Origin of the sequence: Janthinobacterium sp. 61, assembly GCF_002846335.1 — a bacterium.
Taxonomy (GTDB): domain Bacteria; phylum Pseudomonadota; class Gammaproteobacteria; order Burkholderiales; family Burkholderiaceae_D; genus Janthinobacterium.
In genome coordinates, this window is the sequence record NZ_PJMQ01000001.1 from 2,548,870 (window position 1) to 2,573,233 (window position 24,364).

Below are 24,364 nucleotides of genomic sequence, written 5' to 3' on the forward strand. Positions count from 1 at the left end.
GGCTATAATGAAAGACGCAGCTTATTAATTGACCGTGACCGGCATCAAGTGTGCCGCGCCAAGCAATCGTTCAGCCATTACTAAGCAACATCGCTAAGCAACATCGTCTTTCCACTCTTGCCCTGGTCCGTTCCGTGAATCCACATCTTGCTAAACTGCAACCATATCCATTTGAAAAGCTGCGCCAGCTGTTTGCCGGCGTGACGGTCAACCCCGAGTATGCGCCCATCAGCCTGGGCATGGGCGAACCCAAGCACCCGACGCCAGCCTTCATCGAGCAGGCATTGGTCGACAATATCCACGGCCTGGCCAGCTATCCGACCACCATCGGTTCGGAAGCCTTGCGTACCGCCATCGCCGGCTGGCTGGAACGCCGCTATGGCATCCCCAAGCTCAATCCTGCCACGCAAATCCTGCCCGTGAACGGTTCGCGCGAAGCGCTGTTTGCGCTGGCGCAAACGGTGATCGATCCGTCGGCCGGTTCGCTGGTGATCAGCCCGAATCCGTTTTACCAGATCTATGAAGGCGCGGCTTACCTGGCCGGCGCCGAACCGTATTTCGTCAATTCCGATCCCACGCGCAATTTCGGCTGCGACTACGACGCTGTGCCGGCATCCGTGTGGGAAAAAGTCAAGCTGCTGTTCCTGTGTTCGCCAGGCAACCCGACGGGCGCCGTGCTCACCCTGACGGACTGGGAACACCTGTTTGCCCTGTCCGAGCGCTACGATTTCGTCATCGCCGCCGACGAGTGCTATTCCGAGATTTACCACGGCGACACGGCCCCGCTGGGGGCGCTGCAGGCGGCGCACATGCTGGGCCTGTCCACGATCGAACGCCCGTATGCTCGCCTGGTGGTGTTTTCCAGCCTGTCGAAGCGTTCGAACGTGCCGGGCATGCGCTCGGGCTTTGTCGCCGGCGACGCGGAAGTGCTGAAAAAATTCCTGCTCTACCGAACCTACCACGGCGGCGCCATGAGCCCCGCCGTGCAGGCGGCCTCCGTCGCGGCCTGGAACGACGAAACCCATGTCGAGGAAAATCGCGCCAAGTATCGCGCCAAGTTCGATGCCATCACGCCGCTGCTGCAATCGGTGATGGACGTGCAATTGCCGGACGCCGGCTTTTACCTGTGGGCCGACGTCAGCCGCACGGGACTGTCCGACACCGAATTCGCGCAACGCCTGTACGCCGAATATAATGTCACGGTACTGCCTGGCAGCTACCTGGCACGCGACGCGCACGGCATCAATCCGGGCCGCAACCGCATCCGCATGGCCCTGGTGGCCGAAACGGCCGAAGGGCTGGAAGCGGCATTGCGCATAGTAAAATTCTGCCAGCAGCTTTCCGCATCCGCATCAACTCCGCATTAACCAATACATAAGACATCATCATGAGCCAACAACTGCAAAACATCATCGACCAGGCCTGGGAAAACCGTGCCGAGATCAATCCGGGCAACGGCACGGCCGAACTGCGCGACGCCGTGTCCCACGTCATCAATGGCCTGGACAACGGCAGCATCCGCGTGGCGGAAAAAACCACGGGCGACTGGGTTGTCAACCAGTGGGTCAAGAAAGCCGTGCTGCTGTCGTTCCGCCTGGAAAACAACGTCGTCATGCCATCCGATGGCACGATGCAATTCTACGACAAGGTGCCGACCAAGTTCGCCAACTACACGCCGGAAGACTTCGCCAAGGGCGGTTTCCGCGTGGTGCCGCCAGCCGTCGCCCGCCGCGGCAGCTTCATCGCCAAGAACGTCGTGCTGATGCCGTCCTACGTCAACATCGGCGCCTACGTCGATGAAGGCGCCATGGTCGACACCTGGGCCACCGTCGGTTCCTGCGCCCAGATCGGCAAGAACGTCCACCTGTCCGGCGGCGTCGGCATCGGCGGCGTGCTGGAACCGATGCAAGCGAACCCGACCATCATCGAAGACAACTGCTTCATCGGCGCCCGCTCGGAAATCGTCGAAGGCGTGATCGTCGAAGAAAACTCGGTCATCTCGATGGGCGTCTACATCGGCCAGTCGACCAAGATCTACGACCGCGCCACGGGCGAAGTGACCTATGGCCGCGTGCCAGCCGGCTCCGTCGTGGTGTCGGGCAACCTGCCTTCGGAAGATGGCAAGTACTCGCTGTACTGCGCCGTCATCGTCAAGCGCGTGGATGCAAAAACCCGCGCCAAGACCGGCATCAACGAACTCTTGCGTGGCATTTGATCGTTGCGCTGTGAAGCATCAGTAATACCTGAATGTCCCGCCCCGGCGGGACATTTTCATTTCAAAAGAACAACTTCAATCGTCCTGCTATCCCCTCCCATCCTGTCCTATACTGGATGGCATGAATACTCCTCCCGTATTGATCGTCGGCGCCGGTCCTACCGGCCTCATGCTTGCCTTGCGCCTGGCGCGCCATGGCGTCGATTGCCGCATCATCGATAAAAACAGCGGCCCCGGGCAAGCGTCGCGAGCCATGGCCGTGCATGCGCGCACGCTGGAGTTTTACCAGCAGCTGGGCTTTGCCGACGAGCTGGTCAGCCTGGGCATCAAGATCAATGCCATGCACATCCACGAAGGGGGAGAGGAACTGGTGAAACTGGCGCTGGGCGAGATCGGCGAAGGCCTGAGTCCCTACCCTTTCGTGCTGAGCCTGCCCCAGGACGAGCATGAGCGCTTTCTCATCAGCAAGCTGGCGGCGGCCGGCGTGCATGTGGAATGGAATGTGGCGCTGGACCTGTGGACGCAGGACGATAGCGAAGTGCAAGCCATCCTGCTCAAGGATGGCGAACGCCAATATTGCACGTTTGACTATATTTGCGGCTGCGATGGCGCCCGCAGCGCTGTGCGCGAGATCGCCGGCTTCGACTTTTCCGGCGGTACTTACGACCACCTGTATTACGTGGCCGATGCGCAAGTGGCCGGCAGCAATACGGATTTGCACGCCCACCTGGGCGCGAATTCTTTTGCGCTGATGTTGCCCGTGCGCACGAGCGGCATGCAGCGCCTGATCGGCATCCTGCCTGACCGCCCGGACGGCGCGCCGGCCCCCGTGTTTGACGATGTGCGCGAACAGGTGCAAGCCTTGCTGGGCATCCAGGTCGAACACGTGAACTGGTTTTCCACGTACAAGGTGCATCACCGGGTGGCGGCACAGTTTCGCGAACGGCGCTGCTTCATTCTCGGCGACGCGGCCCATTTGCACAGCCCCGTAGGCGGCCAGGGCATGAACACGGGCCTGGGCGACGCCGTCAACCTGGCCTGGAAACTGGCGCAGAAACTGCACGGACAAAGCAGCGACGCCCTGCTCGACACCTATGAAAGCGAACGCATCGTGTTTGCCCGCAAGCTCGTCGCCACCACGGACCGCGCCTTCCAGGCCATCGTCGCGCAAGGCATGGCCGGGCAATTCCTGCGCCGCTGGCTGGTGCCCCATGCGCTGCCCTTCCTCTCCAGCTTCGGGCGGGCGCGCCGCTTGCTGTTCCAGACCGTGTCGCAAATCCAGATCAGCTATGAAGACAGCGCCCTCTCGGCGGGCCACGCGGAATACCTGCGCGGCGGCGACCGCCTGCCCTGGTTCTCCGATGGCACGCAAGACAACTTTATCTCCCTGCGCAGCATGGACTGGCAATTGCACATCTATGGCGAAGCGGCGCCCGAATTGCTGGCCGAGGCGCGCGTGCTGAAACTGCCCGTGCATTGCTACACCTATAACGTGGCCGCCAAGCTGGCCGGCCTGGGCCGCGACGCGGCTTACCTCGTGCGCCCGGACGGCCACATCGCGCTGGCGCTGCACCAGCAGGAAAGCGGCGCCCTGCGCGCCCTGGCCTTGCGCCTGGGCCTGCATTTCGGCCCGGCAGAGATGGGCAAGGCGGCGCCACGGCCGGTGTAGGGGAATCACGGGGCCGTGTTGCAGCGCCGCATCGACTGCCGCATCGACTGTATAATGGCGGCTACCATCGCATTTTTCCCTGGCGCAAGCGCCGCGATCAAGCGAACCGCATTCATTCCCCTTTGCCCTACCCATGACGACCATTACACTCTACGGTATCCCCAACTGCGATACCGTCAAAAAGGCCCGCACCTGGCTGGCCACGCAGCAACTCGATTTCACTTTCCACGACTTCAAGAAACTGGGCCTGGAACGCACCACCGTCGAAGCGTGGCTGCAGCAATTACCGTGGGATGTGCTGGTCAACAAAAAAGGCACGACCTGGCGCGCCCTGTCCGACGAGCGCAAGGCCGCCACCGTCGACGCGGCCAGCGCGTTGACCCTGATGCTGGAAAACCCGTCCATCATCAAGCGCCCCGTACTGGACAAGGATGGCCAGTTCAGCGTGGCGTTTTCCGATGCACAGTACAAAGCCATTTTTTCAGTTTAAACCCGACACCTGCAAGGCTGGGGTCGTACGGGGACGCCGAGTCCCAAGGGTACGACCCCGCTCTACACCATGACCACCTCCAAAACCCTCGCCCTGACCGAAAAACTGATCGCCCTGTCCTCGGTCACGCCCGATGACAAGGGCTGCCAGCAGCACCTGATCGACCTCCTCACGCCGCTGGGCTTTGTCTGCGAAACGATACAGTCGAACGACGTCACCAACCTGTGGGCCCGCCGTGGCACGACCTCCCCCGTGTTCGTGTTTGCCGGCCATACGGACGTGGTGCCCACGGGGCCCGTCGAGCAATGGCGCTCGCAGCCCTTCATCCCCACCCATCGCGACGGCAAGCTGTACGGCCGTGGGGCGGCCGACATGAAGACCTCGATCGCCGCCATGGTGGTGGCCTGCGAGGAATTCATCGCCGCCACGCCCGGGCATACGGGTTCCATCGCTTTCCTGATCACCAGCGACGAGGAAGGCCCGGCCACGGACGGCACCGTCATCGTCTGCGACAAATTGAAGGAACGGGGCGAGCAGATCGACTATTGCCTGGTGGGCGAGCCAACGTCGAGCGCGCAACTGGGCGACATGATCAAGAATGGCCGCCGCGGTTCCCTGTCGGGCCGCCTGACGATCAAGGGCGTGCAAGGCCATATCGCCTATCCGCACCTGGCGAAAAACCCGATTCATGAAGCGGCGCAGGCGCTGGCCGACCTGGTCGAAGAGAAATGGGACGCGGGCAACGAGTATTACCTGCCGACGTCGTGGCAAATGTCCAACATCAACGCGGGCACGGGCGCCAATAACGTGATTCCGGGCGACATGGTGATCGATTTCAATTTCCGCTTTTCTACGGCCAGCACGGCGGAAAACCTGCAGGAACGTGTGCACGCAATCCTCGACCAGCATGACTTGCAATACGATTTGCAGTGGACCCTGAGCGGCCTGCCCTTCCTCACGCCGCGCGGCACCTTGAGCGATGCGCTGTCCGCCGCCATCCTGGAAGAAACGGGCATCACGACGGAGCTGTCGACCACGGGCGGCACCTCGGATGGCCGGTTTATCGCGCAAATCTGCCCCCAAGTGATAGAATTCGGGCCGCCCAATGCCAGTATTCACAAGATCGACGAGCACATCGAACTGCGCCACATCGATCCCCTGAAGAATATTTACCGGCGCACGCTGGAGCATTTGCTGCCCGTCTGAACCAGAATACCGAGGCCCGTCACGGCGGGCCAGAACACCGTCTTTTCGAGAATGCCATGACCCCGAACCCGTTTTCCACGCCACGCGACCTGCTGCGCTACGCCGTTACCCGTTTTAATACCGCCAAGCTGTTTTTCGGCCACGGCAGCGCCGAAGCGTTCGACGAAGCGGCCTATCTGATCCTGCACACCTTGAAGTTGCCGCTCGACAAGCTTGAACCGTTCCTGGACGCCAAGCTGCTGCCGTCGGAAATCGCCAGCGTGATGACGGTCATCGACCGCCGCAGCATCGATCGCGTGCCAGCCGCCTACATCACCAAGGAAGGCTGGCTGGGCACGTATAACTTCTACGTGGACGAGCGCGTGATCGTACCCCGCTCCTTCATCGCCGAGCTGATCCCCGAATACTTTTCGCCATGGGTGGCGGAACCGGAAGCGGTGGAAAACATCCTGGAACTGTGCACCGGCTCGGGCTGCCTGTCCATCATGATGGCCGACGCCTTCCCGAACGCCAGCGTGGACGCCGTGGACATTTCCGCCGACGCGCTTGCCGTAGCCAAGCGCAACGTCGACACGTATAAACTGCAAGACCGCGTCAAGCTGATCGAATCGGACCTGTATACCAACGTGCCGGCCAAGAAATACGACTTGATCATCAGCAACCCGCCGTACGTGAATTCCGCGTCGATGGGCGCCCTGCCCCAGGAATACCTGGCCGAACCGCAAATCGCCCTCGACGGCGGCAGCGACGGCATGGACCTGGTGCGCAAGATCATCGCCGGTGCGGCTGAACGCCTGACGGACGATGGCATCCTGATGATTGAAATTGGCAACGAACGCGCCTACGCGGAAGCGGCCTTCGGCGAGCTGGGCCTGACCTGGCTGACGACGAGCGCTGGTGACGACATGGTATTCCTGCTGACGGCCGAGCAGCTGAAGCTGGTGTGATCGACTTGGTAGGTCGGATTAGCGTAGCGTAATCCGACAAATGTGCGTGCTGCCCGTCGGATTACGCCATTCTGGCTAATCCGACCTACCTGAATTTTACGGCGCGGGTTCATTCCCAGCCTTTACAAAGAAAAAAATGATACGTTTCCTACAAGTAAGCCTGATGCGCGGCATCAAACCGTTGCTCGAACAAGTCGATGTCACGCTCAACCCGGGCGACAAGATCGGCCTGATCGGCGCCAATGGCGCGGGCAAATCGAGCCTGTTCGCCATGATGCGTGGCGAATTGCACCCTGACCAGGGCGAGATCGATTTCCCGGCCAAATGGCGCGTGGCTTACGTGGCGCAGGAAACGCCACCGCTGGACCGTGCCGCGCTCGACTATGCGATCGATGGCGACATCACCCTGCGCAAACTGGAAGCGGAACTGGCGCGCCTGGAATCGGAGCCGGCCACGTCGGAAAACGGCATCGCCATCGGTGAAATCTACAGCGCCATGGCCGATGCCGACGCCTACACCGTGCAGTCGCGCGGCGAGCAATTGCTGCTGGGCCTGGGCTTTACCCTGGACCAGATGCAGCAACCTGTCGCCAGCTTCTCCGGCGGCTGGCGCATGCGCTTGAACCTGGCGCAAGCGCTGATGTGCCCGTCCGACCTGCTGCTGCTCGATGAACCGACCAATCACTTGGACCTGGACGCCATCATCTGGCTGGAAGACTGGCTGAAACGCTACGCCGGCACCTTGCTGATCATTTCCCATGACCGCGACTTCCTCGACGAAGTGGTCAACGTGGTCGTGCATATCGACGAGCGCAAGCTGAAGCGCTATTCGGGCAACTACTCGAGCTTCGAGCGTCAACGCGCGGCGCAGATGATCCTGGCCGCCGGCGCGCTGGAAAAGCAGCAGCGCAAGCGTGCCCACCTGGAATCGTTCGTCAACCGCTTCAAGGCGCAAGCCTCGAAGGCGCGCCAGGCGCAAAGCCGCATGAAGGCGCTGGCAAAGATGGAAGAGCTGGCGCCATTGCGCGCCGCCGCCGAATTCTCGTTCGAATTCCGCGAGCCGCTGTCGGCCCCGAACCCGCTGCTGGTCATGGAAGACGTCGATGCGGGCTACAAGATCGAAAACGAAGCGACGGGCGAAATCACGCATAAAACCATCGTCAACGGCATCAAGTTTTCGCTGCAGATCGGCCAGCGCATCGGCCTCCTGGGCCAGAACGGCGCCGGCAAGTCGACCCTGATCAAAACCATCGCCGGCGAACTGATGCCGCTGACGGGCGACGCCACCATGGGCAAGGGCTTGAACATCGGCTACTTCGCCCAACACCAGGTGGAAATGCTGCGCCACGACGAATCGCCGCTGTGGCATCTGGCCAAGATCGCCCCGACCGTGCGCGAGCAGGAACTGCGCAACTTCCTGGGTGGCTTCAACTTCCCCGGCAATATGGTGACCGCGTCGATCGCACCGTTCTCGGGCGGCGAAAAAGCCCGCCTGGCGCTGGCCCTGATCGTCTGGCAGCGTCCGAACTTGCTGCTGCTCGATGAACCGACCAACCATCTGGATCTGGAAACGCGCGAAGCGCTGACGGAAGCCTTGGCCCAGTTCGAAGGCACGCTGGTCGTCGTTTCCCATGATCGCCATTTGCTGCGCGCGACCACCGACGAATTCATCATCGTGGCCGACGGCAAGCTGCAACCGTTCGACGGCGATCTGGACGACTACAAGGACTGGCTGTTCAAGACCAAGCTGGGCAAAGGCACGGATGTGCTGCCGGCCGCCGGCAAGGCCAACAAGACAGACTTCCCTGTGACCTCTTCCGTCCCTTCGCCGGTAGCGGCCGCCCCTGCCGCGCCCGTGCGCGACAAGCGCCAGGAAGCGGAAGACCGCCAGAAGGCTGCTGCCCTGCGCAAGCCGATCGAAAACAAGATCAAGCGCCAGGAAGAGCAAATTGCCAAGCGCAACGCGCAAAAGGCGGAAACGGAAGCCAAGCTGGGCGAGCCGACCATCTATGACGCGGCCAACAAGGCCAAGCTGAAGCAGTTGCTGGCTGACCAGACCTTCTTCACCAAAGACCTGGCGCAACTGGAAGCGGAATGGCTCGATCTGCAGGATCAGCTGGAAAAGCTCGGTTAATCAAGTGACGACAAAAGACGACCCTCGGGTCGTCTTTTTTTTCAGGCTGCTTGCATGGGGCTGGGGCTGCGGATGGCCATCAGGCGGTCGATATCGACGAGGATCAGCCGGCGTCCCGACACCATGCCCAGGCCCATCAGGTAATCGGCTTCCACCTCGCCCAGGCCGGGTACGGTGGCGATGTCGGCGGGCGCCAGGCTGACGATATCGGTAACGCCATCGACCACCATGCCCATCACGCCATTGCTCAGCTGCAGGATGATCACGTCGGTGGACGGGTCGGGCGCGCCCCGGGTGCTGCCGAACGCGGCGCGCATGTCGACGATGGGGATGATCACGCCGCGCGAGACGGCCACGCTGTGCAGCACCTCCCCTTCCGAGGAGAAGCGATCGAGTTCCTTCAGCGGGCGCAATTCCCGCACGCAGCGATAATCGAGGCCGTATTCCAGGCCGCCCAGCCGGAAGCTCAAGTACTGCGTCAGGTATTGCTCCGTTGCGGCGCCAGGCGTAGTCGTGGGCTGCATGGTGATCCTTTCATCCGGTAAGCGCTGCCAGAATGCGCAGTGGCGCAACGTTGGCCCCATGCTAACCAGCATCGCCGCTCCCTGCGTTGAGAAACATCAACTTTCCCGGGAGCCATGCTTAGCCTCCGCCCCCAGCCTTGCGCCGCCGCAGCCATCTTCCCTTACAATAGCCACATCGTTTTCCCACAGGCAGGCCATGCAACACCTCGTCAATCCCGCTGAAGTTGAATTCTCCGCCATCCGCGCCCAAGGGCCGGGCGGGCAGAACGTCAACAAGGTTTCCAGCGCCATCCATTTGCGCTTCCCCATCGCCGCCTCGTCGCTGCCGGAAGCGTACAAGGAAAGGCTGCTGGCCCTGCGCGACAGCCGCATCAGCAAGGATGGCGTGCTGGTGCTCAAGGCGCAGCAGTCGCGCAGCCAGGAACAGAACAAGGAAGAAGCCTTGCGGCGCCTGCAGGAAATCATCGACAGCGTGACCTTCCTGCCTGCCGTGCGCCGCGCCACCAAGCCCACGCGCAGCTCGCAACGGCGCCGCCTCGACAGCAAGAGCACGCACAGCGTGCTCAAGCAGTCGCGCGGCAAGGTCACAGACTGATTACGGCGCTGGCTGGTACGTCCAGTCCAGGCTGCCGCTGCTGTCCGCAAACACGGGCTGCGTGGCTGGCGTGGCGCTGCGCAACAGCGCCTTGATCTCCTTCGGCGGCCGGTCGTAGACCTTGGCCGGCCCGGGCGGCACGACCATGGCGCGCACGGCCGTTTCACCGTCCACCAGTCCCAGGGTGCAACGCGACTGGCCCGCCGTCGCTTGCCGCTGCTGGCGCAGCTGCTCCACCAGCGCCAGCATTTGCGCGTGCAGGATTTCCGACTGTTTTACTTCCACGCGCAGGCGCGCCACTTCTTTCAAGACGGGGGCGATGCGCGCCGCCAGCTTGTCGTACTGCGTTTGCTGCGCCGGCTGCAGCTGCAGCTCGCCGCGCCGCAGCTGGCCCGCCAGGGTCAGGTAGTTGCGCACCTCGGGCAATTGCGCGATGGCATCAATTTCCTGCTGGCGCTTGTGCTGCGCCTGCTGATATTGCGCGGCCCGGGCCAGGCTTTCCGCGATCTTTTGGTCCAAGCCGCTCAAATCGGGCACCAGCGGGAACAGCAGCATCTCCACCTGCTTGCGGGGACCGGCGCTGCCGATGCGGATGGTGCGTGCCGCCACGGCACAGCCTTCGGCCAGCTCGATGACGACCTCGTCGGCGATGATCTCGCAATTGCTGGCATGGTCGATCACCACGCGCGTGCCGGCGATGACGCAGCTTTCGGCACGCTTCAAGTGCACTTCGCCACTGAGCGCCTGCAGCACGGAACCGGAAGCGACGCCCTCGACGCGCACGTCGCCGTGTTCATTAAAAGCCGTGCCGCCCACCAGGTTGCGCTGTAACCATATCAGCCCGCCATGCGAATGCAGATGGCCGTACACGTCGCCATGGATGGTGATGTCGCTGCCGTCGACCTGGCGCTGCTCCTGCACTTCGCCATATTCCTCGTACGCGGCGCGCAGCTTCAAATTGCCCGTGGTGCGGCTGCTGACGCCTTCGCGGCTGACGATCTTGTTTTCGATGGAGAGCTTGCCGTGCGCATCGACATTCACATAGCCATCCTGGGTGGCCACGACGTAATCGCCATCGCTGAAGCGCTCGACCGCCGTGCCCACACCTGCCACCGCCGCCGGGTCCAGCTCCAGCGGAGCGGGCGGCGGCAGCAGCGTGCCGTCCAGGTCGTAGCCGGGCAAGCCGGGCGCACCGGGCAACAGCCGCAGCAGGCGCGCGTGTTTTTTCACTTGCGGAAAGCGGTTCTTGAAGCTCAGCAAATCCAGGCGGCCGTCGGAGCGTTCGCGTGGCGCATCGTCGCGGTGGATGCCTTGCGACACTTCGACGAACCGGGCGTCGCGCCCCGGCTGGGCCGGCAGCGCGCGCGCCACCGTGATGCGCTCGGCTTTGCCGCTGCCGAGAATGGCGCGCACGGCAGCGCCATCGATGCCATAGTGCACGCCCTTGCACCACAGGTCGGCCACCAGTTCGTCAAACTCGCGGCGGGCAGGCACCTGGCCCTGCGCGTCAGGCGCCAGCGCTTCAAAGTAAAACTCGGCGCTGTCGCCGCGGATCTTGATTTGCTTGTACAGCGCGCGACGCTGGGGCGGGAATGGCGCCACGCGGGAGGCGATGCGCAGCAAGGCGTCGCTCTTGGGCGCGGCGCGGGGCGCGGGGGCATGGAACAGGGTCAGCAGGAACAAACCGTAGTCGAGACCCGCCAGCAGCTGCCCCGACTGGAACAGCTGGTCGACGGCGGCGCGCAACTGCGCGGGCGACATGGACAAGTCCAGGCACACGCCCTCGTCGCGCTGGACCAGGCCATGCGGCAGGCCGCCTGCGGGGGCCGCATCAGGAACAGGTGCGTCGTCGTCGCTCACCACTTGCCTCCCCCAGCAACACAGTCATAGAATTGCCTCAATGCACTAGAACAATATCACGGGGCGTGGCCGTGTGCATGACTCGGCAAAAATGTGCCGCCAGATGCAAACAGGGCCATGTCTTGCGAGATGGCCCTGTCGGATGGGGTGGAGGATGCCTAGCGGCGAGGCGGATTGGCGTAAATATCCTGGCCCACTTCGTTGATCTGGCGGCGCAGGTCGCGGCGCTCGTCGGGCGTCATGCGACCCGTGCGGCGCGAAGCCTCGGCGCCTTCGCTGGCGCGGCGCTGCTCTTCGGCGCGCGTGTCGAAACTGCGTGCGTCACGCTGTTCGCGCAGTCGCGTATCATTGCTATTGCTGCGCTGTACCTGTTCATAGCGCTGGGCCTGCACTTGCGGCTGGTCTTCACGGCGTGGTGGCGGCTGGTTTTGTGCCAGCGCCAGGCTGGTGACCAGCACGGAGCAAACGGCAAATGCGGACAGCACAGTCGTACGTGCGGCAATAGCTGCGCTGGGAGCGGCGTGAATTTTTTTAGTAAAGATATTCATTGAGTTCCTCTTCCGCGATGCCGTATAAACTTAAAGCTGATTTCCACTGTGGCCCCAGTGTATGATGCTTTACACGGTGCAGTAAGAGCAAATGGGTAAAGTTTGTAACACTTTGTAATGGGTCGGCATACCCCCTTGCCGACACCGCGCGAGGCGTTACTATAGCAACTAATATACGATAACACGACACCTTAAATGACCACAACCTCCACTTCCGGCAGCAATACGCCTACGCAATCGATCCACGGCCACCAGGCAAAAATCATGGTGGTCGATGACGATGTGCGCCTGCGCGACCTGCTGCGCCGCTACCTGACTGAACAGGGTTTCAATGTCTTCACGGCAGAGAGCGCGACGGCCATGAACAAATTGTGGCTGCGCGAACGCTACGACTTGCTGGTGCTCGATTTGATGCTGCCCGGCGAAGACGGCCTGTCGATCTGCCGCCGCCTGCGCGGCGCAGGTGACCAGACACCGATCATCATGCTGACGGCCAAGGGCGAAGACGTGGACCGCATCGTGGGTCTGGAAATGGGTGCCGACGACTACCTGCCGAAACCGTTCAACCCGCGCGAACTGGTGGCCCGCATCGGCGCCGTGCTGCGCCGCAAGGGTCCCGATGAAATCCCGGGCGCGCCGTCGGAAACGCCGCAAACCTTCGAATTCGGCGACTTCGTGCTGGACCTGGGAACGCGCACATTGAAAAAGAATGGCGAAACGGTGCCACTGACGACGGGCGAGTTTTCCGTGCTGAAAGTGTTTGCCCGCCATGCGCGCCAGCCGCTGTCGCGCGAGAAACTGATGGAACTGGCGCGCGGCCGCGAATACGAAGTGTTCGACCGCAGCCTGGACGTGCAAATCTCCCGCCTGCGCAAACTCATCGAACCGGACCCGTCGAGTCCGCTGTTCATCCAGACCGTGTGGGGTCTGGGCTACGTCTTCATCCCGGACGGACAGCCGCGCTAATCGCAGGCGAGGCATGATGAAGCTTGTTCCCGATATCAGCCTGGCGCGGCTGAAAAGCGGCCTGTTCTGGCGCACCTTTTTGCTGCTCGGCACCTTGACCACGGTCAGCATGATCACCTGGATAGGCATGATTTCCGTCATCCAGCGCGAGCCGCAGGCGCAGCAGATTTCCGCCCAGATCATTTCCGTCGTCACCATCACGCATGCGGCACTGACGCACTCGGCGCCCGAGCTGCGCCGCGAGCTGCTGTTCGACCTCGTCAGCAACGAAGGCATCCGCATCTTCTCGCTGGAAGAGGACGACCGCATCGAGCCGCCGCCCGACAATTACCTGATGCCCGAGATCGAGGCGCAGGTGAAAGCCAAACTGGGCAAGGACACGCGCTTTTCCGCGCGCGTCAACGGCGTGGCCGGCTTCTGGGTCAGCTTCAAGATCGACGACGATGAATACTGGCTGATGCTGGACCGCGAGCGCCTGCGCGGCTTGACGGGCTTCCAGTGGCTGGGCTGGGCCAGCCTGGTGTCTTTGCTGTCCCTGCTGGGCGCGGCCATCATTTCCAGCCTGATCAACTTACCACTGTCGCGTTTGACAGCGGCAGCGCGCGACATCGCCAAGGGCAAGCAGCCGGCGCCGCTGCCGGAAAAAGGCCCGATCGAAATCATCGAGGCGAACCGCAGTTTCAACCAGATGGTTGATGATTTAAAACAAGTGGAATCGGACCGGGCCGTGATTTTAGCGGGCATTTCGCACGATTTGCGCACGCCGCTGGCGCGCATGCAGCTGGAAGTGGAAATGGCGAATCTGTCGGACGAGGCGCGTATAGGCATACAGTCCGATATCGGGCAAATGGACGCCATCATCGGCCAGTTCCTCGACTACGCCAAGCCGACGGAAGCGTCGAGCTTTACGGACGTGGACCTGAGCGGCTTGCTGGGCGACATGACACGCGAAGCCATGCGCCTGCAGGACGTGACGATCAATGCCACCATCGCCGAAGGCGCACATGCGATGGGCAACCCCACCGACCTGCGCCGCGTAATGAACAACCTGATCGAGAATGCGCGCCGCTATGGCAAGACGCCGGGCAGCGAGATGACGGAAATCGACATCGCCTGCCATGTGCGCACCAGCCACGGCGCGAAAAAGGTGATCATCGAGGTGCAAGACCACGGCACGGGCGTGCCGGCGGAAAAGATCGAGCAACTGATGAAACCCTTCACCCGCCTCGACACGGCGCGCGGCCAAGCCAATGGCGCCGGGCTGGGCCTGGCCATCGTCGACCGCGTGCTGCTGCGCCATGGCGCCGAATTGCAGGTGCGCAACCGCGAAGGCGGCGGACTGGCGTTTCAGATCAGCTTGCCAGCGGCGTAAAATATAATCGGGCCTGCTCACTCCGGTGTTTGCGCCAGCAGTGCAGGCGATGCAGGTCGGATTAGCGGGAACCGCGTAATCCGACAAGAACAGCCAATAAGGTTGTCGGATTACGGCCTTACGGCCTCATCCGACCTACGCTGCCGACGCCGCTTCCTGCACCAGCAATTTATTCATCAGCAATTCTGTCGCCCCGTAGCCGTACAGGGAATCACTTTCCATGCCCGGCGTATCGAAGGGTATCGATTCCTCGCGGTTCAGCTTGGCAGGGTCGGCGTCCGCATAGCTGGCGCGCCAGGCGCGCTGCAGCGATTCATTGCGGCGGATAAAGGCCGGCATGGGCCAGGCATCGCGCTCCCAGTGCAGGCTGTCGCCCAGCAGGGGCCAGCGCTCGTTGAGCAGGGCCATGTCGCCCGTGCGCAGGCGGCGCACGGCCTGTTCCGGGCGCAAGCCTTCCAGCTCTTCCAGCGCAGGCAGGCTGTCGCGTTTCGGCCCGAACATATACGCCAGCATGATACGCCCGGCGGGCGCCCGGCGCGCCACCACGCCGACGGCATAACCGCCGCCCGGCAAGGGCACGGCAAACCAGCTGCCTTCTCGGTATGGTAATGATCTCATCGTTGCAAACTCTCCCAAAATCGTGTTCGGGGCACAGTCTACGCGAAGAAAGGCGAAAGTGGCGCATGGTACACCACAGCAACAAACCAATAGTTACAATATTTTCTCGTCATAGTGATATTGGGCAACAATCGGTCCCGCCTTGAACAGCGCTTCCTTCATGGCCGTGTCCAGGCGCGCATCGCGGCGGCGCATCCATTCGAGCAGCATGGCCGCTTCCTTGCGGCTGGTATCTCCCGCATGCGCCAGCACGCGGCGCAGTTCCGGGTCCGTGCACGCCTCGAAACGCTGGCTGTTCAAGTCCAGCGCCTGCAGCGCGGCGATGGTGGCGCCGATGGCGCGGTGCATGTCGAGTGCCGTGGCCGGCAAGCCGGATTCTTCCAGTGGGACGGTGGTCATGCGCATTCCTTTTCGCGTGGTGGTGACATTGGCTGCATTCTCCACCGCGCGGGCGAAAAGCTCAAGCGTCCACGACACGTTTCCACCCGTTCGGCCATAATCATGATTCAGCAATAGCCTAAACCTCAGCGGCAGGAGCCCCATGTTCAATTTCGACTTTTACAATCCGACGCAAATCCTCTTCGGCCAGGGCCAGATCGCCGCCATCGCCAGCCTGATCCCGCCACAGGCACGGGTCCTGATGACCTACGGCGGCGGCAGCATCAAGCAGAACGGCGTCTATGATGAAGTCAGGGCGGCGCTGGCCGGCCACACAGTGCTCGAATTTGCCGGCATCGAACCCAATCCCAGCTATGAAACCCTGATGCAGGCCGTGGCCATGGTGAAAAGCGAGCGCATCGATTTCCTGCTGGCCGTCGGCGGCGGCTCCGTGGTCGATGGCACGAAGTTCATCGCCGCCGCCGCCCTGCATGAAGGCGAGGCCTGGGATATCCTGGCGAAAGGCGGCAAGGTCGTCGAGGCCGCCCTTCCCTTCGGCACAGTCTTGACCTTGCCGGCCACGGGTTCCGAAATGAATGGCTCGGCCGTGATCACGCGCAAGGCCACGCAGGAAAAGCGCTCGTTCATGAGCCGCAAGGTGTATCCTAAATTTTCCGTGCTGGACCCCTCGAAGACGTTTACCTTGCCGCTGCGCCAGGTGGGCAATGGCGTCGTCGATGCGTTTGCGCATGTCATGGAACAGTACCTGACTTACCCTGTGAACGCGTCCGTGCAGGACCGCTTTGCCGAAGGCATCCTGTTGACCCTGATCGAGGAAGGCCCGAAAGCCCTGTCGCACCCGGACGACTACGATGTGCGCGCCAACGTGATGTGGAGCGCTACCCTGGCCTTGAACGGCCTGATCGGCGTGGGCGTGCCGCAGGACTGGTCCACGCACGCCATCGGCCACGAATTGACGGCCCTGTATGAGCTCGACCATGCGCAAACCCTGGCCATCATCCTGCCCAGCATGCTGCGCGTGCGCAAGCAGGCCAAGCGCGCCAAGCTGCTGCAATACGCGGCCCGCGTCTGGGGTCTCGATGGTGGCGACGAGGATGGCCGCATCGAGGCAGCTATCGCGCGCACGGAATTTTTCTTCCGCCACATGGGTGTCAAGACGCGCCTGGCCGACTATGGCCTGAACCACGCCAGCGTCGACGCCGTCGTGTCCGCCCTGGAAGCGCACGGCATGACGGCACTGGGGGAACAGCGCGACATCACGCCCTCCGTCAGTCGCAAGGTGCTGGAATTGAGTCTGTAAAGGCCTGGCCGGCCTACAGTTTGCGCAGGATGTCGATGCCCTTGTTGAGGGTGAGCGCACACAGCAGGCCGACAAACACCCGGCACACGGGCGGGCGTTCAGCGGTTAGCAAGGCGATCAGCAGCAGCGGCCCGACGAACACATGGTACTTCTCATTCAGACGCAAGTTGATCCTGCGCATGTAATCTGCCATCGCCGTTTCCACATCGCAATTAGTAAAAACACATTTTGCCAGAAATGTTCGTCCACGCTTCCCGTTCAGCCCATGTGTTGTAAAACGGTCAGCCAGTGGGACAGCTGGCCGTGCTTCATGCTAAGCTCTCGGTTCGCTAGGGGTCCTGGAGCAGTCATCCGGGTGAGAGATACCCTTCGTACCTGATCTGGATAATGCCAGCGAAGGAAAGCGCAAAGTACCTCCCTCCTTTGATAGCTCCTGCGTTGGCGCCAGCCGAACAAGCAGCCTGCCGTACTTTTTCCCAAGAGACGGCTTGAACCACGAGCAATCTATGTCCACACCGAATTTATCCGTTTCTGTTCTGACCCTGGCGATCCTGCACGCGTTTGCCGCGCCCGCCCTGGCTGCAAATGACACCGCCGAAGTGCAGGCCGACACGCAAAGCATGGCCGAAGTCGTCGTCACGGCCAGCAAGGCGCCGGCCGCCAAGCGCGCCTCCGTGGGCGGTTTTTCCGACGCGCCCCTGCTGCAGACGCCGGCGTCCGTCACCGTCATTTCACAAAAAGACATGCAGGACTTGCAAATCCGTAATCTCAGCGATGCCGTCAAGCTCGACACCAGCATCAACGACGCCTACAACGCCGTCGGCTATGCGGAGCAATTTTCCATCCGCGGCTTCAAGCTCGACAACAATTCCAGCTACCGCAAGGATGGCGTGGCGATTCCTGGCGACACGCAAATTCCGCTGGAAAACAAGGAACGCATCGAAGTGCTGAAGGGCCTGGCCGGCTTGCAGGCCGGCGTGGCCGCGCCGGGCGGGGTGATCGACTTCATCGTCAAGCGCCCCACCGCCGCGCCATTGCGCACGGTCACCGTGGAAACGCGCGAACGGGGCACCCTGTACGGTGCCGTCGACCTGGGCGGACGACTGGAAGACACGCGCTTCGGCTACCGCGTCAACGTGGCGGCCGAGCGCCTGCGCTCCTACATCAAGGGCGCGGATGGCAACCGCAAATTCATTTCCGGCGCCTTCGACTGGCAAATCTCGCCGCAAGCGCTGCTGCAAATCGATGCCGACTACCAGGACAAGGCGCAGGCGACGGCGCCCGGCTTCCAGCTCCTGAATAACACCACCTTGCCGACCGGCATCAGCGCCGACGCCATGCTCAACCGCCAGCCGTGGACGCGCCCCGTGGAAACCGTCACCAGCAATATCGGCCTGCGCTTCCAATACGCATTCAGCGACGACTGGCACGCCACCTTGTCGGCCAACCAGCACTCGTTCAAGCGCGACGACTACACGGCCTTCCCGTATGGCTGCAGCGGGCAAGAGCTGTACCCTGGCTTCTGCGGCAATGGCGACTTCGATGTGTATGACTACCGCAGCCTGGGCGAAACGAAAAAGCCCCTGAGCGCGCAAGCCATGATTCAGGGCAAGTTCGCCACCGGTGCCCTGCGCCACGAATTCACGGCCGGCGTATCGACCTTCCGCCGCAAGGACCGCGCCGGCCTGTACGTATACGACTGGGTGGGCGTGAGCAACATCTATCAGCCACAAATCGTCGGCACGTCGCCCGGCGTCACGGGTCCTGTGCGCCTGGTGCGCAAGGATACGGAAAACTCCGTCTTCGTGCAGGATATCGTCAGCCTGGCCCAAAACTGGAAGCTGCACGGTGGCTTGCGTCATATCAATGTCGATGGCTACCAGTACGTGCTGAAGGCAGCCACGGAAATCCGCGCCAAGCATGACTTCCTGCTGCCCAACGTATCGCTCGTCTACACCCCGCTCGACAATGTTTCCTTGTATGCAGCCTACTCACAGGGCATGGAACATGGCGGCACGGCCGACCGCAAGGCGATGAATGCCAACGAAGAGCTGACGCCCAGCCGCTCGAAGCAGATCGAATTCGGCGTGAAGATGGATGTGACGCCCGACTTCATGGTGGCGGCCAGCCTGTTCCAGATCCGCAAGGGCCTGGAATTCCAGAACGCCGCCGGCTACTTCGTGCGTGAAGGCCAGGCGCAGCACCGTGGCCTGGAATTTTCCGCCCAAGGCAAGCCGACCCGCGATCTGAACCTGGGCGTCTCGTTCACGGCCCTGAACAGCCAGCAATCGAACACGGGTGAAGCGTCGCTCGACGGCAAGCGCGTGCCCAACGTGCCCGCCTTCAAGGCGGCCGTGCATGCAGACTACGCCGTGCAACAGGTGGCGGGCTTGAGCGTCAATGGCAGCTGGGAATATGCGGGCAAGAAAGCGTTTGAGTACAACAACACCACTTTCGTGCCGTCGTACCACGTGTTCAACCTGGGCGCCGCCTACGCCACGCGCATCGCCGGCAAGACAGCCGTACTGCGCGCCGCCGTCAACAACGTGGCCGACAAGTTCTACTGGCGCGACGTGACGCCGGAATCGGACGGCTACCTGTACCCGGGCGCCAGCCGCACGTTCAAGCTCTCGGCGCAGTTCGACTTTTAATTGAGGGAAATGGCAGGCGCTGCAGCGAGCGCCTGTTGCAACAGGGGCGCCGCCTGTTCCAGGCGCGCCTCCAGGCTGTCGTGCAATACGTGATAGACGATGCCACGTGCGTCGAGCGCGTCGAGCAGGTAGCGGTAGATCAGCTGGCGCACGGCTTCCGACTCGCGCTGCAAACCGTCGGCCACCCACGGGCTGTCGGGCGCCGTCACCAAGGTCACATCGTACTGCGTGGCATCGGCCAGCGCCGCCAGGGGCGCGTCCGCGCCATTAAAATAATGGCGGCTGTAGACCAACGTCATCAAGGGCGTCGTGTCGCAAAACAGGAAGTGACGGGCTTGCGCGGCGGCTGCCGCTTCGCGTTCGACTTGTGTCAACGCAATGCCATACTGGTCGGCCGCGACGGGCACCCTGCCCTGGGTTTCGACGAATTCGCGCAGGTATTCAGGCACCCAGACGGTGCCGTAGCGCTCGGCCAGGGCGGCCGCCAGGGTCGACTTGCCCGACGATTCCGCGCCCAGGATCGCCACGCGCACGCAACGCTCCATCACTTGAGGACCATGGCATCTGGCGCGGCCGGCGCCGACTTTCTCCACGCCAGCAAGCCGATGAAGGCCATCACCACGAAGAAGGCATACAGCACGGCCGTCAGGGTCAGGCCCTTGTGCAGATACAGCCAGACATACAGCACGTCGACGACGATCCAGGCGATCCAGTTTTCCAGCTTCTTGCGCGACAGCAGGAATTGCCCCACCAGGCTGCCAGCGGTGAGGAAACCGTCCGCATGGGGCACGTCCGTGTCCGTCGTCGTCAGCAGCCAGGCAATGAGCAGGAAACCGATCAGCCAGCCCACGGCGCAGGCCAGCCAGCCGCGTCCATTCAGACGCGTGACGGGCAGGGTCTTGCCGCCGCTGGCCGGATGCAGCCACTGGTACCAGCCCCAGAACGAGACGCTGATGAACAGCAGTTGCAAGGCCATGTCGCCATACAGGCGCGACTCGAAAAACACGAAACCGTAGGCTGCCGAGGAAATGATGGCGAACAGCCACGCCCAGTGATTCTGGCGGATGTTCAGCGCAACGGTTGTCAGTGCCAGGACAAAGGAAATCAGTTCAAGCGGCGTGGTGGCAAAACCCAGCAGGAGAAGCGTATCGTTCATGGGAATCGTGATGAGGCTGGTGGCGCAGTATGCAATACCGGCCATGAATAAGCAAGATTGCCCGCGCCGTCACGCCCCCTCCCCCCTCAGGCAAAGCCCCCTTTGACGGCGCGCGCCAGCGAGCGCTGCACAATCAGCTTGTGGAAAGGCCGGATCAGCAGGATGTAGGCACGGCCCACCCTGTTGTGGCAATGCACGACGCTGGACACGGTGACGCTGCCATGCCGCCCCGCGCCACGGTTGCGCAGCACGGACAGGCGGAAATCGAGGTGACTGTCATCCTCGCCCAGGATGATTTCATCGTCGCTGACGGCAAAGATGCGGAAGATGCCAATGCGCTTGCCTGGCCTGGCTTCCATCTGCTTTGCCGTCCGGATGCCGAAGCGCGCCACGATGGCGTCGCGCAGCACCATCAACTTGCGCGCCCAGCCCGGCTGATTGCCCAGCAGCTGGCGCGCCAGGCTTTCCATGTCCAGTTCGCGCGCGCCCGCGTTCGGCAGGTCGACGGCATACGCATCGGCCAGGTTGCTGCCCGGGTACAAGGGGGCGATGCTGGCGCCGGGCGGCAAGGCCACGGCGCGGACGGCGATGTTCATCTCTTGCATGTGCTCTCCATGTGTTCAGTGATAACATAACCATCATACACGACAATGTGAACAGCGATAACATAGAATGACGACAACGAGTACCTATCATCACGGCAACTTGCGCGACACCCTGGTCGCCACCGCCATCGCGCAACTGGCGCAGCAGCACGACGCGGCCCTCTCGCTGCGCGAACTGGCGCGCACGGTGGGCGTATCGATCGCCGCCGTGTACCGCCACTTCCCCAGCAAGGAAGCCTTGCTGGCCGATGTGGCGGCGGCCGGTTTCGCCAGCCTGATCGCCAAATGGGAGGCAGAACTGCCACCGCCGGGCAGCCTGCCCGCGGAGCAGCGTTTTCAGCTGCTGGGCCAGCAATACATCGAATTCGCCCTGGCCGCGCCTGCCCATTACCGGCTGATGTTCGAACACCAGGACGTGCGCCAGTTCCCCGCCCTGCAGGAAGCGGCGCAAGCGTGCTTCCAGTACGTGCTGCAGACGGCCGGCGCGGCCGTGCGCGAAGCGGGCCTGGATCCCCGCTGGGACAAGGCCGCCGCCAGCGCCGGCTGGTCGCTGGGCCACGGCTACGTGATGCTGCTGCTGAGCGGGCGCCTGGCCATGGCGGACGGTGGCGACGATTTGTCGCCGGCCATGGTGCCGAGGTTTTTTCAATTGCCGGTGGAGGCGCTGCGGCTGGCCAGGGATACAGCGGGACAACCGCAATAAGATCAAATTGGCGCAGTGTTATCGGCAGGCGCCGACTTCAGGAGCTGATGATTCATGAATAACATATCGATAGATACGCTTTCCGTGATCGCCAGGCAATGCATTGCGGTCACGTGCCTGCAACGCTTTTGCCAGCGGCATGCCCTTCACCATCGGGCGCTGTCCGCGTTCGCCGGCCACGTGTGGGAGGTGGCGCAGGTCGAGCCCGGGGATTTTGCGGCCTGGGTGCGGGGCTTTGCGTCCTTGCCTGTGACGGGCATGGGAGACCCCTGGCCGGACGATCTCCGCATGGCCATGCCCGGGTACCTGCTCGGTGCGCTGGAGCAACTTGTCGGGCATGTGCTGGAAACGAGCGCCTGTACCTGGTATGGCGATGACCTGCCGGCAAGCCGGCGGCAGCTGGAAGCCGTCCTTGACATCTGTGTCCGGCATGAGGTGGCTGTACCGCAGCTTGAACACTATGTGCAGCACGATGCGGCGCTGCGTGGCGGCTGGGGGCCATTGCTGACGGACGGGGAAGTCCGGGCATGGCAAGCCCTGATATAGCATTCAGCCCGCAGTTGCCCCGTCTTGCATGGCTTTGCCCCCGGCCAGCCGCAACTGGTCGAGCAGACGTTCCTCTTCATCGGTATCGGCATCGACTTGCGTGACCACGGTCCAGAATCGCGCGCACGTCTTGATCTGGTCGAAAGCATGGCTCGTTTCAAGCCGCACCATCGTTTTCCTGAGACTGTGCAGATAGCCTTCTTCAATGGCGCCCAGCTGCTCGTCATCGGCGGCCTCGATCAGCTCGCGCAGCGCACCTTCGATCCTTCCGTGGCCGTCCTCCCACAGTTGGCCAATTTCCGGTACATCGTCTTCCATGCACTCGTTCGACCAGTCCGGAGGATAGTCATCGCGCTCCCGGTTATCGGGATCGGTGTCAAAGCTCAAGGAAATGGATGGAAACGATACGGCATTGAAGGCAAAGGCTGAAAATGCCTGATCCTTGAAAGCGGACGCGCCAAGCAGCGCCAGCGAGGCGCTGGCCAGCCTGAACCAGGTTGCTTCAACGTCATAGGCCGTTTCAAACGCGTGCCAATCCGGCGGCAAATCGGGAGTCTGGGGCATGGGGGCCTGTCAAAAAAGAATAGCGGTGGGTAGTGGAGGAATTATACGTGGCACAGCCAATGCTGCAGACGGTGGCGCGTGAACAGTGCGGGCGATGCCGGGACCGCAATCCGGCCGATTGCCAGTATGCGGAAAATGGCGCGGCCGGCGCGTCGCTGTGCAAGCCGGTGGGACGCAGCGCATAGTCGACGACCAGGAAATATGGTTTTTGCAACAGCGAGGCGGCGCTTGGCTGCGGGATGGCGGGCGGCGGGCGGACGCCCATGGCGGCGTCGAGCAAGCTCTTTCGTTGACCATCCCACGGCGGCAGATCGGCCGGTGGCAATGGCAGGATTTTATCGAGGTTGGGAAAGCGGCGATTGGGGTTGAAGCCGAGGGCGTTACTAAGCATACGATATCGCTCTCCACGAGCCTTGTCCACATATGGCGCCAGCATATCGGCAAGATCAAAAGGCGAACCAAATTCAATTGCCAATGCATTTGCACAATCCTCGCAACCAAACTTAACACCTTCATGTAACACCTTTAATGCACGACTTTTTGTTTCAGCGTTACGCCGTCCATTTATTTCTCCACTGGCAGCACGCGGAGACAAATACAAAAAATGCAATTGATAGGCTGCTAGACCGTTTCCTTGGCCAAAAGCACACTCCAACATTTTTGTCGCTACCGGAATATTGGACCAATAACCCGCGCCCTCACTACTCGGTCCCACTTTTAATTTACCCGCCAAAAATGCCATCGCTTGCGGGTTACCCATCTGCGCCGCCTTTTGCCAGAAGGCATAAGCGCGAGTGATGTCGCCGTTGACACCCGTGCCATTCGCGTAATACGTCCCCATCCGGTCATATGCCGCCGGTATGCCCAGCCGCATCGCCTTTCCACCAGTTGAACCGCCTCTTCCTCACCATATAGAGGATCGCGCCCTTCCACATACAGGCTGGCCAGATTGAGCATCGCCTTCCAGTGCAACCGCTCTGCCGCCTGACGCGTCAGAGCGACGATTTTTTTGTAATCGCGGTCTTCCACGAAAATTTCAGGATCTTCCATGGCGCGCGCTTCGAGAAACCAGTCCTCCGCTTGCGCATCGATGGGCGGCACCTTGCTCGACTCGGTTTCACAGATAAAATCCGCGACATGCGGATTGAAAAGCGGCAGGCTTTGGTTGCGTGGCCAAACCTTGTCGCCTGGTACTTTGCAGGCAAGCAGGCAGCACAAGAAGACAAGCGATGCGAGGCGTCCTCTCGTGCCAGCCATGCTGGATTGATTGCTATCCATTGCATCCTCCATCGCTGC

At 62.1% G+C, this 24,364-nt stretch carries 26 protein-coding genes and 1 riboswitch; of the genes, 14 read left to right on the forward strand and 12 right to left on the reverse strand.

Features of this window, described 5'->3' with window-relative positions; translation table 11 throughout:
- Positions 1 to 134 precede the first annotated feature (134 nt).
- From dapC to CLU92_RS11715, 7 genes are all read left to right on the forward strand, one after another.
- Complete coding sequence (dapC, locus tag CLU92_RS11685; protein ID WP_101482032.1) at positions 135 to 1,367, forward strand: succinyldiaminopimelate transaminase; 1,233 nt, start codon at positions 135 to 137, stop codon at positions 1,365 to 1,367.
- 20 nt (positions 1,368 to 1,387) lie between these two features.
- Complete coding sequence (gene dapD, locus CLU92_RS11690; protein ID WP_101482033.1) at positions 1,388 to 2,215, forward strand: 2,3,4,5-tetrahydropyridine-2,6-dicarboxylate N-succinyltransferase; 828 nt, start codon at positions 1,388 to 1,390, stop codon at positions 2,213 to 2,215.
- Between the two features lie 121 nt (positions 2,216 to 2,336).
- Positions 2,337 to 3,884 carry an FAD-dependent oxidoreductase gene (locus CLU92_RS11695; RefSeq protein ID WP_101482034.1) on the forward strand — a complete coding sequence of 516 codons (1,548 nt, stop codon included), beginning with the start codon at positions 2,337 to 2,339 and terminating at the stop codon, positions 3,882 to 3,884.
- Positions 3,885 to 4,017: 133 nt separating this feature from the next.
- Entirely contained in the window at positions 4,018 to 4,374 is a 357-nt protein-coding gene (locus tag CLU92_RS11700) for an ArsC family reductase (protein WP_101482035.1), read from the forward strand.
- A gap of 69 nt (positions 4,375 to 4,443) precedes the next feature.
- Entirely contained in the window at positions 4,444 to 5,580 is a 1,137-nt protein-coding gene (gene dapE / locus CLU92_RS11705; RefSeq protein WP_101482036.1) for a succinyl-diaminopimelate desuccinylase, read from the forward strand.
- Positions 5,581 to 5,636: 56 nt separating this feature from the next.
- Entirely contained in the window at positions 5,637 to 6,527 is an 891-nt protein-coding gene (prmB, locus tag CLU92_RS11710; RefSeq protein ID WP_101482037.1) for a 50S ribosomal protein L3 N(5)-glutamine methyltransferase, read from the forward strand.
- Positions 6,528 to 6,663: 136 nt separating this feature from the next.
- The gene (locus CLU92_RS11715; protein ID WP_166674723.1) at positions 6,664 to 8,661 is read left to right on the forward strand and encodes an ATP-binding cassette domain-containing protein; all 1,998 of its coding nucleotides are present in this window, start codon (positions 6,664 to 6,666) and stop codon (positions 8,659 to 8,661) included.
- Positions 8,662 to 8,702: 41 nt separating this feature from the next.
- Here CLU92_RS11715 and CLU92_RS11720 read toward each other — a convergent pair whose 3' ends face one another.
- Positions 8,703 to 9,185 carry a chemotaxis protein CheW gene (locus CLU92_RS11720; protein ID WP_101482039.1) on the reverse strand — a complete coding sequence of 161 codons (483 nt, stop codon included), beginning with the start codon at positions 9,183 to 9,185 and terminating at the stop codon, positions 8,703 to 8,705.
- Positions 9,186 to 9,381: 196 nt separating this feature from the next.
- Here CLU92_RS11720 and arfB point away from each other — a divergent pair, with 196 nt between their 5' ends.
- Positions 9,382 to 9,780: an alternative ribosome rescue aminoacyl-tRNA hydrolase ArfB gene (gene arfB, locus CLU92_RS11725; protein WP_034749850.1), complete on the forward strand. Its 399-nt coding sequence runs from the start codon at positions 9,382 to 9,384 to the stop codon at positions 9,778 to 9,780.
- On the opposite strand, the gene CLU92_RS11730 is transcribed toward arfB, so the two are convergent.
- Positions 9,781 to 11,640 (reverse strand): FapA family protein, encoded by a 1,860-nt coding sequence (locus CLU92_RS11730; protein WP_257561066.1) that lies wholly within the window; start codon positions 11,638 to 11,640, stop codon positions 9,781 to 9,783.
- 158 nt (positions 11,641 to 11,798) lie between these two features.
- The gene (locus CLU92_RS11735) at positions 11,799 to 12,188 is read right to left on the reverse strand and encodes a hypothetical protein (RefSeq protein WP_101482040.1); all 390 of its coding nucleotides are present in this window, start codon (positions 12,186 to 12,188) and stop codon (positions 11,799 to 11,801) included.
- A gap of 264 nt (positions 12,189 to 12,452) precedes the next feature.
- Between CLU92_RS11735 and ompR the strand changes: the two genes are divergently transcribed.
- The gene (gene ompR / locus CLU92_RS11740) at positions 12,453 to 13,154 is read left to right on the forward strand and encodes a two-component system response regulator OmpR (protein ID WP_223278807.1); all 702 of its coding nucleotides are present in this window, start codon (positions 12,453 to 12,455) and stop codon (positions 13,152 to 13,154) included.
- A 13-nt stretch (positions 13,155 to 13,167) separates the two neighbouring features.
- On the forward strand, positions 13,168 to 14,526 hold the full coding sequence (locus CLU92_RS11745; protein WP_101482041.1) for a sensor histidine kinase: 1,359 nt from the start codon (positions 13,168 to 13,170) through the stop codon (positions 14,524 to 14,526).
- 135 nt (positions 14,527 to 14,661) lie between these two features.
- Here CLU92_RS11745 and CLU92_RS11750 read toward each other — a convergent pair whose 3' ends face one another.
- Positions 14,662 to 15,144 carry an Imm26 family immunity protein gene (locus tag CLU92_RS11750; protein WP_101482042.1) on the reverse strand — a complete coding sequence of 161 codons (483 nt, stop codon included), beginning with the start codon at positions 15,142 to 15,144 and terminating at the stop codon, positions 14,662 to 14,664.
- A gap of 93 nt (positions 15,145 to 15,237) precedes the next feature.
- Entirely contained in the window at positions 15,238 to 15,543 is a 306-nt protein-coding gene (locus CLU92_RS11755) for a hypothetical protein (protein ID WP_034750230.1), read from the reverse strand.
- A gap of 142 nt (positions 15,544 to 15,685) precedes the next feature.
- Here CLU92_RS11755 and CLU92_RS11760 point away from each other — a divergent pair, with 142 nt between their 5' ends.
- A complete protein-coding gene (locus tag CLU92_RS11760) occupies positions 15,686 to 16,843 on the forward strand; it encodes an iron-containing alcohol dehydrogenase (RefSeq protein WP_101482043.1) in 1,158 nt (385 codons plus the stop codon).
- Positions 16,844 to 16,856: 13 nt separating this feature from the next.
- Here the strand turns inward: CLU92_RS11760 and CLU92_RS11765 are convergent, their stop codons facing one another.
- Positions 16,857 to 17,036 carry a hypothetical protein gene (locus tag CLU92_RS11765; RefSeq protein ID WP_101482044.1) on the reverse strand — a complete coding sequence of 60 codons (180 nt, stop codon included), beginning with the start codon at positions 17,034 to 17,036 and terminating at the stop codon, positions 16,857 to 16,859.
- 128 nt (positions 17,037 to 17,164) lie between these two features.
- A riboswitch (TPP riboswitch) is annotated at positions 17,165 to 17,262 on the forward strand.
- Positions 17,263 to 17,349: 87 nt separating this feature from the next.
- Here CLU92_RS11765 and CLU92_RS11770 point away from each other — a divergent pair.
- Positions 17,350 to 19,494 carry a TonB-dependent siderophore receptor gene (locus tag CLU92_RS11770; RefSeq protein WP_101482045.1) on the forward strand — a complete coding sequence of 715 codons (2,145 nt, stop codon included), beginning with the start codon at positions 17,350 to 17,352 and terminating at the stop codon, positions 19,492 to 19,494.
- Here the strand turns inward: CLU92_RS11770 and CLU92_RS11775 are convergent.
- From CLU92_RS11775 to CLU92_RS11785, 3 genes are all read right to left on the reverse strand, one after another.
- Positions 19,491 to 20,039, reverse strand: a complete 549-nt coding sequence (locus CLU92_RS11775; protein ID WP_101482046.1) for an AAA family ATPase — start codon at positions 20,037 to 20,039, stop codon at positions 19,491 to 19,493. The two genes, CLU92_RS11770 and CLU92_RS11775, sit on opposite strands and share 4 nt — an antisense overlap.
- Entirely contained in the window at positions 20,039 to 20,650 is a 612-nt protein-coding gene (gene pnuC / locus CLU92_RS11780; RefSeq protein WP_101484636.1) for a nicotinamide riboside transporter PnuC, read from the reverse strand. The genes CLU92_RS11775 and pnuC overlap by 1 nt, the downstream gene beginning before the upstream one ends.
- Positions 20,651 to 20,736: 86 nt before the next feature.
- A complete protein-coding gene (locus tag CLU92_RS11785) occupies positions 20,737 to 21,255 on the reverse strand; it encodes a DUF2867 domain-containing protein (RefSeq protein WP_243857995.1) in 519 nt (172 codons plus the stop codon).
- Between the two features lie 67 nt (positions 21,256 to 21,322).
- On the opposite strand from CLU92_RS11785, the gene CLU92_RS11790 reads away from it, so the two are divergent.
- On the forward strand, positions 21,323 to 21,958 hold the full coding sequence (locus CLU92_RS11790) for a TetR/AcrR family transcriptional regulator (protein ID WP_101482047.1): 636 nt from the start codon (positions 21,323 to 21,325) through the stop codon (positions 21,956 to 21,958).
- 54 nt (positions 21,959 to 22,012) lie between these two features.
- The gene (locus CLU92_RS11795) at positions 22,013 to 22,504 is read left to right on the forward strand and encodes a hypothetical protein (protein WP_101482048.1); all 492 of its coding nucleotides are present in this window, start codon (positions 22,013 to 22,015) and stop codon (positions 22,502 to 22,504) included.
- Between the two features lie 3 nt (positions 22,505 to 22,507).
- Here CLU92_RS11795 and CLU92_RS11800 read toward each other — a convergent pair whose 3' ends face one another.
- From CLU92_RS11800 to CLU92_RS11810, 3 genes are read right to left on the reverse strand one after another with little or no spacing between them, the layout of a single operon-like run.
- Positions 22,508 to 23,068 carry a DUF4303 domain-containing protein gene (locus CLU92_RS11800; protein WP_101482049.1) on the reverse strand — a complete coding sequence of 187 codons (561 nt, stop codon included), beginning with the start codon at positions 23,066 to 23,068 and terminating at the stop codon, positions 22,508 to 22,510.
- Entirely contained in the window at positions 23,025 to 23,828 is an 804-nt protein-coding gene (locus CLU92_RS27480) for a DUF6396 domain-containing protein (protein WP_143452603.1), read from the reverse strand. Before CLU92_RS27480 ends, CLU92_RS11800 begins: the two co-directional genes overlap by 44 nt.
- Positions 23,786 to 24,346 carry a hypothetical protein gene (locus tag CLU92_RS11810; RefSeq protein ID WP_143452604.1) on the reverse strand — a complete coding sequence of 187 codons (561 nt, stop codon included), beginning with the start codon at positions 24,344 to 24,346 and terminating at the stop codon, positions 23,786 to 23,788. Before CLU92_RS11810 ends, CLU92_RS27480 begins: the two co-directional genes overlap by 43 nt.
- Positions 24,347 to 24,364 lie beyond the last annotated feature (18 nt).

Excerpts from the sequence above, each read along its gene's own strand:
- CLU92_RS11810 (WP_143452604.1), bottom strand. The coding sequence starts at position 24,346 with ATGGATAGCAATCAATCCAGCATGGCTGGCACGAGAGGACGCCTCGCA.
- CLU92_RS11795 (WP_101482048.1), top strand. The coding sequence starts at position 22,013 with ATGAATAACATATCGATAGATACGCTTTCCGTGATCGCCAGGCAATGC.
- ompR (WP_223278807.1), top strand. The coding sequence starts at position 12,453 with ATGGTGGTCGATGACGATGTGCGCCTGCGCGACCTGCTGCGCCGCTAC.
- CLU92_RS11745 (WP_101482041.1), top strand. The coding sequence starts at position 13,168 with ATGATGAAGCTTGTTCCCGATATCAGCCTGGCGCGGCTGAAAAGCGGC.
- dapD (WP_101482033.1), top strand. The coding sequence starts at position 1,388 with ATGAGCCAACAACTGCAAAACATCATCGACCAGGCCTGGGAAAACCGT.
- CLU92_RS11790 (WP_101482047.1), top strand. The coding sequence starts at position 21,323 with ATGACGACAACGAGTACCTATCATCACGGCAACTTGCGCGACACCCTG.
- CLU92_RS11785 (WP_243857995.1), bottom strand. The coding sequence starts at position 21,255 with ATGCAAGAGATGAACATCGCCGTCCGCGCCGTGGCCTTGCCGCCCGGC.
- CLU92_RS27480 (WP_143452603.1), bottom strand. The coding sequence starts at position 23,828 with ATGGGTAACCCGCAAGCGATGGCATTTTTGGCGGGTAAATTAAAAGTG.
- pnuC (WP_101484636.1), bottom strand. The coding sequence starts at position 20,650 with ATGAACGATACGCTTCTCCTGCTGGGTTTTGCCACCACGCCGCTTGAA.
- CLU92_RS11700 (WP_101482035.1), top strand. The coding sequence starts at position 4,018 with ATGACGACCATTACACTCTACGGTATCCCCAACTGCGATACCGTCAAA.
- CLU92_RS11800 (WP_101482049.1), bottom strand. The coding sequence starts at position 23,068 with ATGCCCCAGACTCCCGATTTGCCGCCGGATTGGCACGCGTTTGAAACG.
- CLU92_RS11770 (WP_101482045.1), top strand. The coding sequence starts at position 17,350 with ATGTCCACACCGAATTTATCCGTTTCTGTTCTGACCCTGGCGATCCTG.
- CLU92_RS11715 (WP_166674723.1), top strand. The coding sequence starts at position 6,664 with ATGATACGTTTCCTACAAGTAAGCCTGATGCGCGGCATCAAACCGTTG.
- dapE (WP_101482036.1), top strand. The coding sequence starts at position 4,444 with ATGACCACCTCCAAAACCCTCGCCCTGACCGAAAAACTGATCGCCCTG.
- CLU92_RS11765 (WP_101482044.1), bottom strand. The coding sequence starts at position 17,036 with ATGGCAGATTACATGCGCAGGATCAACTTGCGTCTGAATGAGAAGTAC.
- CLU92_RS11775 (WP_101482046.1), bottom strand. The coding sequence starts at position 20,039 with ATGGAGCGTTGCGTGCGCGTGGCGATCCTGGGCGCGGAATCGTCGGGC.
- CLU92_RS11735 (WP_101482040.1), bottom strand. The coding sequence starts at position 12,188 with ATGAATATCTTTACTAAAAAAATTCACGCCGCTCCCAGCGCAGCTATT.
- CLU92_RS11695 (WP_101482034.1), top strand. The coding sequence starts at position 2,337 with ATGAATACTCCTCCCGTATTGATCGTCGGCGCCGGTCCTACCGGCCTC.
- CLU92_RS11760 (WP_101482043.1), top strand. The coding sequence starts at position 15,686 with ATGTTCAATTTCGACTTTTACAATCCGACGCAAATCCTCTTCGGCCAG.
- prmB (WP_101482037.1), top strand. The coding sequence starts at position 5,637 with ATGACCCCGAACCCGTTTTCCACGCCACGCGACCTGCTGCGCTACGCC.
- arfB (WP_034749850.1), top strand. The coding sequence starts at position 9,382 with ATGCAACACCTCGTCAATCCCGCTGAAGTTGAATTCTCCGCCATCCGC.
- CLU92_RS11755 (WP_034750230.1), bottom strand. The coding sequence starts at position 15,543 with ATGACCACCGTCCCACTGGAAGAATCCGGCTTGCCGGCCACGGCACTC.
- CLU92_RS11720 (WP_101482039.1), bottom strand. The coding sequence starts at position 9,185 with ATGCAGCCCACGACTACGCCTGGCGCCGCAACGGAGCAATACCTGACG.
- CLU92_RS11750 (WP_101482042.1), bottom strand. The coding sequence starts at position 15,144 with ATGAGATCATTACCATACCGAGAAGGCAGCTGGTTTGCCGTGCCCTTG.